At 38.4% G+C, this 15,980-nt stretch carries 11 protein-coding genes; 10 read left to right on the top strand and 1 reads right to left on the bottom strand.

Annotated features, from left to right (window positions below; all coding sequences use genetic code 11):
• Positions 1 to 124 precede the first annotated feature (124 nt).
• The 9 genes from Q4534_RS17680 to Q4534_RS17720 all read left to right on the top strand — a co-directional run bounded on the left by Q4534_RS17680 (position 125) and on the right by Q4534_RS17720 (position 11,584).
• Entirely contained in the window at positions 125 to 1,804 is a 1,680-nt protein-coding gene (locus Q4534_RS17680; protein ID WP_303614481.1) for an amidohydrolase family protein, read from the top strand.
• Between the two features lie 16 nt (positions 1,805 to 1,820).
• Entirely contained in the window at positions 1,821 to 2,615 is a 795-nt protein-coding gene (locus Q4534_RS17685) for a DUF1961 family protein (RefSeq protein WP_303614482.1), read from the top strand.
• A 58-nt stretch (positions 2,616 to 2,673) separates the two neighbouring features.
• On the top strand, positions 2,674 to 4,212 hold the full coding sequence (locus Q4534_RS17690; RefSeq protein ID WP_303614483.1) for a sulfatase: 1,539 nt from the start codon (positions 2,674 to 2,676) through the stop codon (positions 4,210 to 4,212).
• A 478-nt stretch (positions 4,213 to 4,690) separates the two neighbouring features.
• Complete coding sequence (locus Q4534_RS17695; protein ID WP_303614484.1) at positions 4,691 to 5,269, top strand: YceI family protein; 579 nt, start codon at positions 4,691 to 4,693, stop codon at positions 5,267 to 5,269.
• A 19-nt stretch (positions 5,270 to 5,288) separates the two neighbouring features.
• Positions 5,289 to 6,575: a hypothetical protein gene (locus tag Q4534_RS17700; RefSeq protein ID WP_303614485.1), complete on the top strand. Its 1,287-nt coding sequence runs from the start codon at positions 5,289 to 5,291 to the stop codon at positions 6,573 to 6,575.
• A 17-nt stretch (positions 6,576 to 6,592) separates the two neighbouring features.
• Positions 6,593 to 7,129: a hypothetical protein gene (locus Q4534_RS17705; RefSeq protein WP_303614486.1), complete on the top strand. Its 537-nt coding sequence runs from the start codon at positions 6,593 to 6,595 to the stop codon at positions 7,127 to 7,129.
• 236 nt (positions 7,130 to 7,365) lie between these two features.
• Positions 7,366 to 7,701: a tRNA-binding protein gene (locus Q4534_RS17710; RefSeq protein WP_303614487.1), complete on the top strand. Its 336-nt coding sequence runs from the start codon at positions 7,366 to 7,368 to the stop codon at positions 7,699 to 7,701.
• A gap of 169 nt (positions 7,702 to 7,870) precedes the next feature.
• On the top strand, positions 7,871 to 8,932 hold the full coding sequence (locus tag Q4534_RS17715) for a glycosylase (RefSeq protein ID WP_303614488.1): 1,062 nt from the start codon (positions 7,871 to 7,873) through the stop codon (positions 8,930 to 8,932).
• Positions 8,933 to 9,229: 297 nt separating this feature from the next.
• A complete protein-coding gene (locus Q4534_RS17720) occupies positions 9,230 to 11,584 on the top strand; it encodes a TonB-dependent receptor (RefSeq protein ID WP_303614489.1) in 2,355 nt (784 codons plus the stop codon).
• 110 nt (positions 11,585 to 11,694) lie between these two features.
• On the opposite strand, the gene Q4534_RS17725 is transcribed toward Q4534_RS17720, so the two are convergent.
• A complete protein-coding gene (locus Q4534_RS17725) occupies positions 11,695 to 12,897 on the bottom strand; it encodes a PmoA family protein (protein WP_303614490.1) in 1,203 nt (400 codons plus the stop codon).
• Positions 12,898 to 13,086: 189 nt separating this feature from the next.
• On the opposite strand from Q4534_RS17725, the gene Q4534_RS17730 reads away from it, so the two are divergent.
• A complete protein-coding gene (locus Q4534_RS17730) occupies positions 13,087 to 15,900 on the top strand; it encodes a pitrilysin family protein (RefSeq protein WP_303614491.1) in 2,814 nt (937 codons plus the stop codon).
• Positions 15,901 to 15,980: the final 80 nt, after the last annotated feature.

The following is a 15,980-nucleotide window of genomic DNA, read 5'->3' on the forward strand; positions in this document are numbered from 1 at the left end:
TGATTAGCTAAACCAAGTCAAAATCAATTATGTAAGTAAAATTGACTAGTTATTATCTGATAATTTTTATTACTTTTAAAGGAATTAATTAGCATTTGCTTCTTTGTTACTTTAGCCAATTCTTATGAAAGCACTTCTTCAAATCCTGTTAATTTTCACCATTTTAATTGGGTGTTCTCCTTCAGAATCTTATGATGTACTGATCAAAAATGGACAGATAGTGGATGGCTCAGGGGAACCATCCTTTATCGGAGATGTAGGCATTAGAGAAGACAGCATTTCAGCAATTGGTGATTTAACAGCAGCAAAGGGCAAAATAGAAATTGATGCATCAGGCTTAGTTGTTGCTCCGGGTTTTATTAATATGCTAAGTTGGGCTGTAGATGCACTTATAGAAGATGGTAAATCACAAAGTGATATCAGGCAAGGGGTGACCTTGGAAGTGTTCGGAGAAGGGAGTTCTATGGGCCCTTTGAATGAGGAAATGAAAAAGGAAGAGCAGGAAAGTCAGGGTGATATCAAATATCCGATCAACTGGACTACCTTAAATGAATACCTTGATTTTATTGTTGATAAAGGGGTTTCTACCAATGTAGCTTCTTTTGTCGGTGCAACTACCCTTAGGGTTCACACGATAGGATACGAAAACCGTGCCCCCACTAATGATGAAATGGAAACCATGAAGAACTTGGTAAGGGAAGCCATGGAAGAAGGAGCATTGGGTGTTGGCTCTTCATTGATTTATGCCCCGGCATTTTATTCCAGTACTGAAGAATTAATAGCCCTTTGTAAGGTTGCTTCCGAATACGATGGAATGTACATTTCTCATTTGCGGAGCGAGGGAAATCAACTCTTGGAAAGTTTAGATGAGTTAATTCGCATTGCATATGAAGCCAACATCAGAGCAGAAGTTTATCATTTGAAAATGGCCGGTAAAAATAATTGGAACAAATTTGATGCGGTGGTTTCAAAGATAGACTCCGCTAGAAATGCCGGCCTTTCTATTACCACAAATATGTATACTTATACCGCCGGAGCCACCGGTTTAGATGCTTCCATGCCTCCTTGGGTTCAAGAAGGTGGTTATGATAAATGGGCCGTACGATTACAAGATCCAATAATTAGAGCGCAATTAATGGTGGAGATGGTGACGCCGACCAATGAATGGGAGAGTTTGATGATGGGAGTAGCATCTTATGACGACATGCTCCTGATAGGTTTTAAAAACGATTCCTTAAAATACCTGACAGGTAAGTCGCTGGCCGAGGTGGCAGCCATGAGGAATACATCTCCTGTAGAAACTGCAATGGACTTGGTTATCCAGGATGGGAGCAGGGTGGGTACAGTTTACTTTATGATGTCTGAAGAAAATGTAAAAAAGAAAATTGCCCTTCCATACATGAGTTTTGGCTCAGATGCGGCTTCATATGCTCCTGAAGGTGTTTTTCTCAAATCCAGAAGTCACCCTAGGGCTTTTGGGAACTTTGCACGACTCCTTGGGAAGTATGTCCGTAAAGAAAAAATTATTTCTTTGGAAGAAGCAATTTATAAACTTACAACTCTTCCGGCTACCAATTTGAGGATCAATAAAAGGGGAGCCCTAAAAGAAGGATATTTTGCTGACCTTGCAATTTTTGATCCGGATAAAATACAAGACCATGCCACCTATGATAAGCCCATGCAATATGCTTCGGGAATGGTACATGTATTGGTCAATGGAGTGCCTGTTCTGAAAGATGGTCAGCATACCGGAGCTTTGCCCGGACAGGTAGTCAAAGGACCTGGATTTATTCCCATGGATTAATTAAAATAAATATACAATGAAGTTCAGCCAATCTGTTTTAATAATCTTTTTATCAATCCTTTGCGTTTTTGGGTGCAAATCCAAGGAAACACAAGAAAAGCAATGGACCAAATCCGAGATACTATTTGAAGACTCAGGTACAGAAAATTGGGAGAAAAAATGGATGTTAGATGGTCAAAAAGCAAAGGTGGTCAACACCCATAAGGGCATGGAACTTATTGCAGGGCCTGAACATGGCAATGATTCCCACCACACCGTTTTGTGGGCCAAACCATCCTTCGAAGGAAATATTTGTATTGAATATGATTATACCAGAACAGATACGACTACGAGATGTGTCAATATTCTTTACTTTCACGCCACAGGAAAAGGAGATGCGGATTATCCTAAGGATCTTTCATTATGGCAAGACAAAAGAAAAGTGCCCTCCATGCACACTTATTATAATAATATAAACACTTATCATATTAGTTATGCTGCATTTGGCTCTAAGGAATACTCAGGGGAAAATGATTATATACGTTTACGTAGATACAACCCTACCATGAATGGGCTTACCGGGACCGATGTTCCGGAAGATCATTTCAAAACAGGGCTTTTTAAACCTGATGTAACCTATCATATACAAGTATTCAAGTATGCCAATACTATTGAAATGCATATACAAAGCAAAAGTGATCCTTCAGACACCTTGATTTGCAGATGGGATGCTTCTATTTTTCCTTCCATTGATTCCGGAAGAATTGGTTTAAGGCATATGTATACCCGCAGTGCAAGGTATAAGGATTTTAAGGTTTGGAGGCTATTATAAATTAACTTAGCAGCTAAGTCTTGTTTTCAAGGCAATAACACGAAACCCTAGAAATAATATGATTCATACAATAGTTTTGGCTTCCCTAAAAAGCAATAGGGGCTTAATATTTAAAATTTCACTCTTATTTTTATTATTGAACACTTCCTTTAGCCTAAAGGCCCAAAAGCCCAATATATTGTTGATTATTTCGGATGATCTAAATACGAATATTGGGCCCTATATGAATACAGATAAACATACCCCATCTCTTGATCGGTTAGCTTCAGAAGGAGTGAGTTTTTCTAGAATTTACAGTCAATTTCCATTGTGTGGACCTTCTAGAGCATCTTTTATGAGTGGTTTGTATCCTGAAACCAATGGTGTATTGCGCAACAATGATCAATTGGGTAGCTATAGAAAAGAAACACCTGCCTTGGCTAATCATCCGTCTATGGCCGGATTTTTCAGAGAGAGAGGATATTATACTGCCAGGATATCGAAGATTTTTCATATGGGGGTGCCCGGTGGAATAGAAAGAGGTGCCGTAGGGGGAGATGATCCGGATTCTTGGGATTATGCCTACAATGTACTCGGTCCGGAAACATTAAGTCAAGGAAACTTGGAATTACTTTCTCCCAAAAACCTACATTATGGTTCAAACTTTGCTCAAATGGTAATTCCAGATAGTCTAGAAGGAACCCAAACGGATTACTTAGCTGCCAGTCAGGCCATTGCTGTGCTGGAAAATCGCGCCGGAAAAATACCATCAGGAGGAACCAATAAGCAAAGAGTTAAAAAGGAAGCACCATTTTTCTTGGCAGTGGGCTTTGTAAGGCCACATGTGCCCTTGATTGCCCCTGAAAAAAGTTTCGCTCCTTATCCGGTAGAAGAAGTGCTGTTGCCTACGGTGAAGGTAGGTGAAAATGTACCTTCTCAAGCTTTAAAACGACAAAATGAGAAGATTTGGGGCATGGATGAACTTCAGCAGCGCAAAACTATTCGTGCATATATGGCAAGTGTCAAATTTATGGATGAACAAGTTGGTAGGTTATTGGATGCATTAGATAGGCTCGACCTTAGAAAAGAAACGATTGTAATCTTTATGTCAGACCATGGTTATAACCTTGGGGAACATGATTGCTGGTCGAAATCCAGCCTATGGGAAGGTAGTGTTCGGGTTCCGGTAATTTTTTCTGTGCCCGGGAAAGATTTTGAAGGGGCATATGGAAACCAAACGAAAAGTATTTCAGAACTGCTGGATATTTATCCAACGCTTGCAGAGCTGACAGGATTTTCTTCTGAGAAACCAACCATCCTACAAGGAAGGAGTTTGCTTAATGAGTTAAAAGGTGAAAGTATAGGTAGGGAAGAAAACTTTGCCTATACCATTTACAATGATGGAGCAAGTGTTCGGACGGATAGATGGAGATATAATCGCTGGGGAGAAGGTACCAAAGGTGCCAATGAGGAACTTTATGATCATTTCAATGACCCGGAAGAATTCGAAAACTTAGTTGGTAATAGTAAGTATATCGAAATTTTGGAGGAGATGAGAGAGAAATTTGTGGAAGCAAAAAAATCTGCTAAAACAGGTTTAACCCAAAATAGGCAATAGACCATCTATTAGTTGCTGAAATCACCTCAAAATCAGCCAATCGTTGCTGTTTTCAGCCCTGCCTTTCAGCAGATAGGTTCACCATAGCCTTGCTATGTCCATAATTACTACATGTTGATTTTCTTACGATTACAGTGCAAACTACGAATCCTACGACATAACCCGAGTCATAGGAGACTGTTCGGGTGGTTAAGAGGGACTAATTACAAGTGGTTTAGTGATTAGAACAATTTTTCAAATACCAGAAAATACATTGGGAAGCCTTCCAATTAAGGCCTATAGTTAAGTTTTCTTATCCCTGTTTTAGCCTTCATTTCAAGGCTTTGTAACCAATAAGATATTTCGCAAATTATGTCATAGTAAAAGATGATTTTAGTCATGAATTGTACTAATGTTACAGTTTACCTTTGAGTTGTCAAAGCAAGCAAATAGCTAGTTTTTGGCAAGGTACTTTCGAAATAAGCTAAACTAAACCGTTATGTACAAACAATTAAAATTAACCCTGCTTTTCTTTCTAATACTTTTTACTTTTCAAGGCATTAGGGTATATGCACAGCAAACCTATGCCGTTAGTCCAAGCCCTGAAATGAAGGTCTCAGGAACTTCTACCCTACATGATTGGGACATGATTTCAAAGGAGGCTAGTGGAAAAGCTAAGATCAGACTTTCTGCAGGAAAGGTGACAGCCATTCAATCAGTTCAAATTTCCATGAAGGTAGCCTCACTAAAAAGTGGTAAAAGTCAAATGGATAAGAATGCCTACAATGCTTTAAAAGAGGAGGGTCATCCTGAAATAACTTTTACTATGCTTGAGGCGCATCAGGATGGAGGAAATGATTGGAAGGTGTCCGGAAGGTTACAAATCGCCGGGGAAACACGGACTGTTCCATTTATGGTTCAAATCAAACCTGAAGGAGAAGGCATTTCACTTCACGGTTCGGCGGATGTGAAATTAACTGACTTTAAAGTAGATCCTCCAACAGCTGTTTTCGGAACGATTAAAACAGGTGATGAGATGACGATTAGTGTGAATATGAAACTAAATCCAATTAATTAACATATTAATTTTTGCTATCATGAAAAAGAGCATTTTATTTCTGGCAGGAGCAATATTATTTTCTTTCAGCAGCCTTGCACAACAAAGTGACATGCAGTATTGGCGACCCTATGATCAGAGAGGAATCAATGTATTTGAATCCGGAAAGGCAGATACTGTTGCCTTTGATGGGGTAAAAGTAAGAATAGGAGGGGCTTTTACCCAGCAATTTCAATCCATAAGCCATGAGAACACAGCTTCGGCGGTTTTTAACGGTGATGGAGTCAACACCAATCAGTTGATGGACATAGGCTCAGGGTTTAACCTGGCTACAGCCAATCTAAACATTGATGTGGCTTTGGCTGATGGTATTCGATTGAACCTGATTACTTATTTATCTTCAAGGCACCACCCGGAAACTTGGGTCAAAGGAGGATATTTACAATTTGATAAACTTGCGTTCCTCAATAGTGCCGCCTTTGATAAAATCATGGAAAAAGTCACCATCAAGGTGGGGCATATGGAAGTCAACTATGGTGATTCCCATTTTAGGAGGTCCGACAATGGCAATGCCTTTTATAATCCATTTGTTGGAAACTATATTATGGACGCTTTTGCAACTGAAATTGGTGCAGAAGTGATTTATCAAAACAATGGATTTATTGGTGTAGCTTCAATGACAGGAGGAGAAATTCAAGGAGGAGTTACCAATCCAAGCCGAAGAAAACCTTCTTTTATTGGTAAACTTGGCTATGATAAAACACTGGATAATGAGCTTCGATTAAGGTTAACAGGTTCTGTTTATACCACTGCAGGTTCTGTTAACAATACGCTTTGGGCCGGGGATAGGTCAGGTTCACGTTATTACCTAGTCATGTCCAATACACTGGCATCTACCTCTTCTGATTTTAGAACCGGCCGTTTCAATCCCGGTATGAATGACAAGGTAACCGCCATCGTGCTGAACCCATTTATTGCGTATCGTGGATTGGAGCTTTTTGGAAACTTTGAACAATCAAAAGGAAAAGCATCCTTTGAAAGTAATGACAGAACCTGGAATCAAGTAGGTGTTGACGCAGTTTACCGTTTTGGAGCTAGAGACAATTACTATTTGGCAGGCCGTTACAATAAGGTTGGTGGTGAAATGGAAAGTGGAATAGAACCAAGCATTTCTCGTGTACAAGTTGGTGGTGGTTGGTACATTACCAAAAATATCCTAGCAAAACTCGAGTATGTGAGCCAAAATTACCAGGATTTTGCTCAAACTGATATCCATAATGGAGGTTCATTCAATGGGTTAATGATCGAAGGAGTAATAGGTTTTTAAAGTTTATTTATTAAATCATGCGTATCGCGTTACTGCTTGGCTGTTGTTTTTTCTTAATTGGGGCTTTTCAAAATAAGGCTTTGATTATTGATCAGACAGAAATCATAGTGAAAGGAAAAACTACTATTGGCAGTTTTGAATGCAGCTATGAGAGTCAAGACAAACGCGATACGCTACTTTTTGATTCAAAGTCCCGTGCAGTAGCTTCTCTGGATTTTGAAATCCCTGTAAGTGCTTTTGGTTGTGGTAATTTTTTATTGAACAGTGATTTTAGAAAAACACTTAAAGCTGAAGAACATCCAATATGTTTGGTTTCTGTAAGTAATTTGCAACGTGGTTCTCAAATGATTTTTGGCGATATTTTTTTACAAATGGCGGGTAAAGATCATGTCTTGGAAAAGGTGGCATTTTACCAATTGGATGATAAATACCAAGGTTCCCTAAACCTCTCAATGGAAGAGCTTGGCCTTAATGCTTCAAGCCGTTTAGGAGGCTTAGTTAAGATTGAAGAGTCCATTGATTTGGAAATTAACCTTTTTATGGAGGATGCTTGAAAGCTTAAGGGCTAAGATTTAGAAATACTGAATCAAAACCATTTAAAGCTTGAATGTGTAAAAGATCTATTATTCCATGATGGAATCACTTTTGGAAGGTATTGATACGGACAATAACTCAGCCTTCTTAAATTAAGTTGGCTTCATAAACTTACTTTTTTCCGATATATTTGAGTCAGGATTTAAATCAAAAGCTGTTTTCATGGCCTGAGAACTTAAAAATTAAGCGCATAACAATGGAGGAATTATCTTGGGATAACTTTTTAAAAGTAGAAATGAGAGTAGGATCAATACTTTCGGCTGAAGTATTTACTGAAGCAAAAAATCCTGCATATCGATTAATGATTGATTTTGGGGCTTTCGGCAAAAAGAAAACTTCATCTCAAATAACAAAAAAATATAAACCTGAAGAATTAATAGGCCGACAAGTAATTGCTGTAATTAATTTCCCACCCAAACAAATTGCCAACATGATGAGTGAGTGCCTGGTGTTGGGAGGTTTAGGAGAAAATAAAGAGGTGACATTAATTCAACCTGATAGTGCGGTGCCAAATGGCATGCGAATAGGGTAATATCAAAGGCGCAAATTGAGTTTTTTTAAGGGTTGAGGAAAAGAAGCTTTTAGCGCAAGTAGAGAACAAAGATTTTTTACTTTATATTCAGCATTCAAATTAATTTTAAGCCCATTTTACACTGGGCTTTCTTCTATTTTTATAATATTCAAAAAAGTTATTGTATCCAATGAAATCTTCATTCTTATCCATAGTAGTAATCATCATATCCTTAGCATTGAGCTGTTGTAACCAAAAGGAATCAAATTCAAAGACAGCAGTTTCTAAGGAGATGATGGAACAGGTTTTTGAGGAAATAAAAACCCCTTTTAAATACGGGGTTGTATTTCAGCATCCGGATACTACTAAGATGATAGACTCACCAACCATTTTTCGAAAAGATGAGGTTTGGTACATGACTTATATTGTTTTTGATGGACAGGGATATGAAACATGGTTGGCTGAAAGTGAGGATTTACTAAACTGGGAGTCCAAAGGTAAAATTATGTCGTTTACAAAAGATACTTGGGATGCCAATCAGAAAGCAGGTTATATTTCCTTAGTTAATACAGCGTGGGGTGGAGATTATGAAGTAGAGAAATTCAATGACCAGTATTGGATGAGTTACTTGGGTGGCAGTTCTGAAGGTTATGAATCGGGGACCTTAAAAATTGGTATGGCCAATTCCCCTACACTCACCAATATTGTAGAATGGAATACAAACAATAATCCTTTATTGGCCCCGGAAGATGAAGATGTTCGTTGGTTTGAAAACAAAACCATATACAAAAGTTTGGTTATTCGGGACAGTGAAATGCACACGGGGCACCCTTTTGTGATGTATTACAATGCGAAAGGAGATACCGCTAATTATGAGGGTATTGGGATGGCTGTTTCTGATGATATGTTGAATTGGAAGCGCTTTGGAAATGACCCTGTGATAAGCAAAGGAAATGGTATTTGTGGAGATGCACAAATTGCAAAGTTTAATGACATTTATATTATGTTTTATTTTGGAGCTTTCTGGAAGCCTGGAGCTTTTGAAAGATTTGCTTGTTCCTATGATTTAATTAATTGGACAGATTGGGAGGGGGAAGATCTGGTTGCACCTTCAGAAGATTTTGACGAAAAGTATGCACATAAGCCTTGGGTAATAAAATGGGATGGTGTGGTTTATCACTTTTACAATGCAGTGGGTAGTGAAGGAAGGGTCCTCGCTTTGGCTACATCAGAAGAACTACCAAAGAATTAAGCAGGCTATCGTAAATTTTCATAGGCTTTGAAAGAGTGGGACTAAGTAAGAAGTTTTTAGATTACCTTAACCATCAAAGTCAAATGATAAGGGATTTTTTCAATATTTATTTAAACCTAAGATTATTAATAAGAAAGCATAGCTGTAGCACCATTACACATTTTTAAAGTGAATACTTTCAGTATTAAAACTTTAAAATTAGGTCTAAATTCTTACAATAAGCTTGATTTAGTTTCTTTATTACTAAGGGGAAATACAACTTCTGTTGTCATTAGGTAAACACTAAAAATTTATCTTATGAAACCTCAAGTAATTGGCCTATTTATTTTTATCGCTTTTTTGATAGTGAATGCAGTTAATGCACAAAGTCCTCATCAAACGATTAGAGGGAGAATTTTAGATACCGATAGTAAAAGTGCCATTCCATTTGCTAATATCACGATTGATAATTCCAATCCATTAATTGGGGTGATTTCAGACATTGATGGAAATTTCAAAATTGAGAATGTAACCGTAGGTCGGATTACTTTGGTAGTTTCTAGCTTAGGCTATGAAAGGATAACCGTTCCAAATATTTTGCTAATATCCGGTAAGGAGACTGTTTTAAATATTGAGATGAAAGAATCATTTCAGCAATTGGATCAGGTAGAAGTAAGGGCTTACAAAATGGGGGAATCGACCAATGAAATGGCGATAAGTTCCACCAAACAACTCTCCATTGAAGCATCCAAAAGGCATGCAGGAGCCATAAGTGACCCCGCACGCCTGGTGTCTTCTTTTGCCGGAATAATCAATGAAGGCTCCGGTAACAATGACATCATTGTTCGAGGGAATAACCCTCGTTTTATACAGTGGAGGTTGGAAGATATAGAAATACCAAATCCTAACCATTTTGCCATTGAGGGACTTACGGGAGGCCCTATCAATGCCCTGAATAGCCAAATGTTGGCCAATTCATCCTTTTATTCAGGCGCCTTTGCCTCTCAATACGGGAACGCTTTATCGGGTATTTTTGACATGAAGCTCCGAAAAGGCAATGATGAAAAGCAGGAATATAGTTTCTCATTAGGCGTTTTGGGCTTGGATTTTACAGTGGAAGGCCCTATCAGTAGAAAGAATAAAAGCAGCTATTTGGTAAACTATCGTTACTCTACACTATCCTTATTGGATGACATAGGTTTGGTTGACTTTGGTGGTGTTCCTAGGTATCAGGATTTAAGTTTCAAGTTTTATTTTCCCACAGAGAATTCGGGGATCTTTACCTTATTTGGATTAGGGGGAGCTAGTAAAATTGGCTTTGTTACCACAGATGAAGAAGATGATGAAATAATATTAGAAGATGGTTCTCAATACAGCAATATGGCGGTAACCGGGCTCAAACATTTTATTCCCTTGGGAAGCAATACCTACTTAAAATCAATAATCTCATATGGGTTCAATGGAAGTGAGTTGATAGAAAAAAGGCCCTATGAAGCAGAAATATTAAAAGAATTTTATAATGCAAGGTTAAATAACCAAACCTCACGTCTAATGTCCACCTTACACCATAAGATTAATTCCAAGCACAATTTTCAGGTAGGACTAATGTTTGCTCATATAAACTTTGATTATGATAATGTTTATTTCAGCATTCCACAAAAACAATATTTGAAAGGGCAGGAGAATGAAGGGGTAGCCAATTTTACTGAGGGCTATTTCAATTGGAAATGGAGGCTTTCAGCGTTTCTTACTGCTGTAAATGGGGTACATGTTTCCAAAAGCAACTTGAATGGCAAGGTATATATTGAACCCAGGATGGCTTTAAAATACCAACTTGATGAATCACAAAATATAAATGCAGCTTTTGGCTTACATAGTAAAATGGCATCTCTACCCAATCATTATGCGCTGGTATATCAACCCAATGGCAGTTATTCCATGCCCAATAAACATTTAGAGCTGATGCAGGCTTCCCATTATGTATTGGGCTATGAAAATTTATTGAAGAGCAATTTGTTTTTAAAGGTTGAAGCCTATTATCAGCATTTGTATAATATCCCGGTTGAAGACAAATTAGGAAGTCTCTATTCATTAATCAATCAAGATGATTATTTTGTGGATAAGGCTTTAGTTAATGATGGTGAAGGAAAAAATATAGGTTTAGAAGTTACCTTTGAGCGGTATTTTAACAATCAATATTATTTCTTGCTTACGACTTCCCTCTATGATTCTAAATACAAGGCTAAAAATGGAGCTTGGAAAAACTCCAGATACAATGGGAATTATGTAGGCAACTTTTTATTTGGAAAAGAATTTACAGTGGGACGAAAAAATTCCAATGATAAAACCATAGGTGTTAATTCAAGGATTACTTTTTTGGGAGGCAGAAGGTATACTTCAATTGACCTGGAAGAATCTATAAAACAGGAAAAGCAGGTGGAAAATGAAGGTCAATACCTAGGGAATAAGGCAGATGATGTATTTTACCTTAATATAGCTGTAAGTTATCGAGTGAATAAACAAAAGCTAAGTCATGAGGTCAAACTGGATATTCAAAATCTGACCAATAACAATACAGCGATTGATTATTTTTACAATAACGTCAAAAAAGAACTCGATGAAATACCTCAGCTATCCATGTTCCCGGTAATGAGTTACACGGTTCATTTTTAGGCGAAAGGATTAACTTTTGACACAAATGATGTAATCCTAAAAGGCCTTTATTTTGTCACCTTTGTCGCCATATATGGCAATATAGGTGACAAAATATCTCTAGATCTCTTCTAATTCAATAATTTAGCCTTAACAGGAAACTTCAAACTTTCATCAATGTTTTCTATGATTTTGAGGTCAGGAGCACCATTGGGTATATAATACCTGAATTTGCTTGCATAACTTGAGCCCGGCGGGATATTAAATGCACCATCAACCATTGGAGCATATACCCAATAGGGCATTGTTGGATGAACCCGAATGGCTTGTGGATACCTGAAGTTTTCAGGAAAACCAAAGACCGTCACCCCCGCGGTATTGTTGTCAACATTGCCATAAGCTGTTACCCAAGAGGCATGGGTATGATTGGCATCCTCGTTTGTATGGCCTTCTGATGTCAGAATTTTCCAAGGGTTGGTAAAGTGGGTGCTGTCTACTTTATTCCATTCTTTACTTCCTCTAAAACCCATTCCACCATAATGATATTCTAAAATAAATAAGGTGTCATTACTCGTATTGGTTTGTTCCGATATCAAATCAAAAAGGAAATAATCCTCGGTTGGATATACCATAATTGTCCATTTTTCTCCTAATACTTCTCCGTATTTCAGGCTGATGTGGCGCAAATGGCTTTCGATAATGGCCGCACTGGAACCAGCCTCGGCTGTATTTAAACTTACATGTTCTACTGTCCCCGTTTCTGAATGCTGATTCCAGAAATCAACTTTTTCTCCTTTGAATTTTGTGTTAACCCAGGCATTAAAAATGGCATGATGATGGGTGTGTCCGGCAGGAAAAGCATCTGTTATCTGTTGTCCACTAGGACTGTAGAGGGGGTGAATCATCCCGCTTCTCTTGTAATAGTCCGGCAAACCATTAGGAGGATTCGCTACTGCTGTCTGATAAAAAAGTACCGGCAACTCCCCGGACAATACTTCAACGCCTTCTTCGTCTTGATTTATAGCCAACTTTTTAGCTTCGTTGTTTTCGGATTTTGACAAACTAAACAAAGCCTTTGTTTCTCCTGGCATATGATCGATGAAAACCAAAAGGTCTCCTGAGGGAAGGGCTTGAGCAGGGTAGCTTTTACCACTATCTTCATTTTTAAGCGTATAGCTCTGGTCCTTAGTTAAGCCCATTTCTAAAGGTATGGTCAATGGGTAATTGTTCCTTTCTATCCCATCAGCATCTAATTCAATTGTAAGAATAGGGGATGAGGTGCATGCAGCAAACCATAAAAGGATTACAGGCAAAAGTAATGTTCGAAAAGTCATGTTAACAGTTAAGTGAATAAATAGCTTTTGGAAAATAAATATCGTGAGGAAAGGTCATTTATCCTACTTTTTCCAAATATGGCAAGGGGGGATTTTATATAAGGTTTTATGTTTTCATGGATATTCAGGGGTTTTTTGCTTTATTTATAGGTTAATTAAATGCAACCCTACGGAATTTAATCGATCCAGATGAAAATATTAAAACCATTATCTCTCTTGCTATTATTAGGCTTCATTCAGCCTTTATTGTATGGGCAGGAAAAAGCCAATGAATTGGTTCCAATAGATAAGAACGTCAAAATAGGGCAATTAGAGAATGGTTTGGAATACTACATCCAATACAATCCAAAACCTGAAAATAAACTGGAGCTGCGTTTGGCAATAAAAGCAGGTGCCATGCAGGAAGATGATAACCAATTGGGGCTGGCTCATTTTGTTGAGCACATGGCCTTCAATGGTTCAGAGCACTTTAAAAAAAATGAACTTATCAGTTATTTGCAATCCATTGGAGTTGCTTTTGGTAGTGATTTAAATGCTTACACTAGTTTTGATGAAACAGTTTATATGTTGCCAATTCCTACCGATGAAGAGGAGAAATTGAACAATGGTTTTCAAGTTATGCGGGATTGGGCAGGAGGGCTTTTACTGACTTCAGATGACATTGATGCCGAACGAGGAATCGTGGTAGAAGAATGGCGTACCGGGCAGGGGGTAAGCCAGCGTTTAAGGGATGCCTATTTACCTGTTCTTCTTCATGAAAGTCGTTATGCTGAGCGTATGCCCATAGGCGAAATGGAGATCATTAGAAATGCGGGGGATTCACTGGTTAGAAAGTTTTATCAGGACTGGTATAGGCCAGACCTTATGGCCGTGGTGGCTGTGGGCGATGTGCCTCCGGAAAAAGTGGAAGCCTTAATCAAAGATTACTTTTCGGATTTGGAAAACCCTGTTAAGGCAAGACTGCGCGAGTATTATGAGGTGCCAAGCCATAAAGAGAACTTTGTAAAAATCATCACAGACGAGGAAGCACCCGGTATTCAAATTCAGCTATATTATAAGCATGAGGCCAAGCCATCATTAACCTATGAAGATTATAAAGGAAGAATTTTGAGGACCATGTTTGGTGGTATGATTACTCAGCGCATGGATGAAATCAGGCAAAAGCCTGACGCCCCTTTTATTTTTGCCGGCGCAAGGTATGGTAACCTGGTGAAACCTTTGGATTTTTTCACCATTTCGGGTGTAGTTGGTCCGGGAAAACTTAAGGATGGTTTAATGGCTTTTCTTACTGAAAACCAAAGAGTGGTTGAGCATGGCTTTACGCAAAGTGAATTGGATAGGGTAAAGCGCTCATTATTGAATAGTGCAGAAAAATCCTATATGGAAATGGATAAAGTTGAATCCAGGGCTTTGGTAGGAAGGTATGTTTCACATTTTCTAAACCAAAGTTTTGCAGATGGTCCGGAAAACAGGTATCGTTTTTACCAGGAGGTTATCCCCAAAATAACACTTGAAGAAGTCAATGGAATCGCTGATGAACTGATTACGAATGAAAATATTGTTTTAATTGTCACAGCACCAAAAAAGGACGCAGAGACCCTACCTCAGGAAGCGGATCTTTTGGTTTTGTTGGAAACCGCAGAAACCATTGAAACTGCTCAGTATGAGGAGGAGCTATTAAGAGAAGAGTTAATGCTTTCAAAGCCTGAACCCGGTAAGGTGGAGAATTTAGCTCATATTGAAAAAGTGGATGTTACCAAGCTTGAGCTAAGCAATGGGGTGACGGTTTATTTCAAGCCAACTGATTTTAAAAACAACGAAATCATTTTCACCGCGAGTAGTAAAGGAGGTACTTCCCTGTATCCACTTGAGGATCATTACAGTGCCAATTATTCCGGTACAGCAATAAATGTCATGGGTATAGGTGATTTCTCACCTTCCCAACTTAAAAAGATGTTGGCCGGTAAAAATGTACAGGTTACCCCTAATATAAGTACCTATTCAGAAAGCGTTTCAGGAGCAACCACCCCCGGTGATTTTGAGATGGCTCTACAACTAATTCATTTGTATTTTACTTCACCAAGGTTAGACCAATCACTTTGGGATGTCTTTATTGCCAATCAGAAAAATCAATTGGAGAGTGCTGGCGTTAACCCGGATTTTCAGTTCAATAAACGCGTGAATGAAATTATTAGCAACGGAAACCCAAGAGGCAAAAGCATATATACTGCGGGACAATTGGATTCTATTGACCTTCAACGTAGCCTTAAGATATATAAAGAAAGATTTGCAAATGCGGCTGACTTTAACTTCTTATTTACTGGGAACGTAGATGTAGAAAAAATGCTGCCTTTGGTTGCCCAATACCTGGGAAGTTTACCGGGAGACCCTTCAAAAAATGAAGACTTTGTTGATTTAGGTTTGACTCCTCCCCAAGACCGACAGGAAACAATAAAAGTCGGGGTGGATGATAAAAGTCAGGTGATCTTGTACTTTAGTGGTGAAACAGCATACGATTTGACCAAATCTCAACAGCTTTCGTATCTAGGAGAGATTTTGACAATAAAATTAATCGAAACCCTAAGAGAGGAAATTGGTGGTGTATATGGGGTAGGAGCCAGAGGCAGTTTAAGTAGAGTACCGGAAGAACGCTTTAACTTCTCCATTTCATTTCCTTGTGGGCCGGAGTCAGTAGATAAGCTAAAAGCAGCCGTATGGGAGCAAATAAGACATATTCAAGAAGAAGGACCTGATGAAGCAGATCTTGAAAAAGTTAGAGAAACCAAACGCTTGGATCTGGAAGAAAACCTGAAGAGAAATGGCTTTTGGCATGGACAATTGAATGCAGCCATTAATGGTGGACTTCCTTTGGATACAGTATTAGGAGCAGAAGGACGGGTGCTTGGTGTCACTGCGATGGAAGTTAAACAAGCAGCCATTGAATTTTTACAAAAGCCCTATTTATTGGAAATCACAAGGTATCCTTCCAATTTCAAAGAATGATTAATGTAATACCAGAAATCCCAATTAACAATTAATAATTTTATAATTAACCATTAACCATTTATCATTACCAATTAACC

It is taken from the genome of Cyclobacterium sp. 1_MG-2023 (assembly GCF_030546805.1).
Classification (GTDB): domain Bacteria; phylum Bacteroidota; class Bacteroidia; order Cytophagales; family Cyclobacteriaceae; genus Cyclobacterium.

What these genes read in the sequence shown, in the direction of transcription:
- Q4534_RS17680 (WP_303614481.1), top strand. Translation starts at nt 125, where the DNA reads ATGAAAGCACTTCTTCAAATCCTGTTAATTTTCACCATTTTAATTGGG.
- Q4534_RS17685 (WP_303614482.1), top strand. Translation starts at nt 1,821, where the DNA reads ATGAAGTTCAGCCAATCTGTTTTAATAATCTTTTTATCAATCCTTTGC.
- Q4534_RS17690 (WP_303614483.1), top strand. Translation starts at nt 2,674, where the DNA reads ATGATTCATACAATAGTTTTGGCTTCCCTAAAAAGCAATAGGGGCTTA.
- Q4534_RS17695 (WP_303614484.1), top strand. Translation starts at nt 4,691, where the DNA reads ATGTACAAACAATTAAAATTAACCCTGCTTTTCTTTCTAATACTTTTT.
- Q4534_RS17700 (WP_303614485.1), top strand. Translation starts at nt 5,289, where the DNA reads ATGAAAAAGAGCATTTTATTTCTGGCAGGAGCAATATTATTTTCTTTC.
- Q4534_RS17705 (WP_303614486.1), top strand. Translation starts at nt 6,593, where the DNA reads ATGCGTATCGCGTTACTGCTTGGCTGTTGTTTTTTCTTAATTGGGGCT.
- Q4534_RS17710 (WP_303614487.1), top strand. Translation starts at nt 7,366, where the DNA reads ATGGAGGAATTATCTTGGGATAACTTTTTAAAAGTAGAAATGAGAGTA.
- Q4534_RS17715 (WP_303614488.1), top strand. Translation starts at nt 7,871, where the DNA reads ATGAAATCTTCATTCTTATCCATAGTAGTAATCATCATATCCTTAGCA.
- Q4534_RS17720 (WP_303614489.1), top strand. Translation starts at nt 9,230, where the DNA reads ATGAAACCTCAAGTAATTGGCCTATTTATTTTTATCGCTTTTTTGATA.
- Q4534_RS17725 (WP_303614490.1), bottom strand. Translation starts at nt 12,897, where the DNA reads ATGACTTTTCGAACATTACTTTTGCCTGTAATCCTTTTATGGTTTGCT.
- Q4534_RS17730 (WP_303614491.1), top strand. Translation starts at nt 13,087, where the DNA reads ATGAAAATATTAAAACCATTATCTCTCTTGCTATTATTAGGCTTCATT.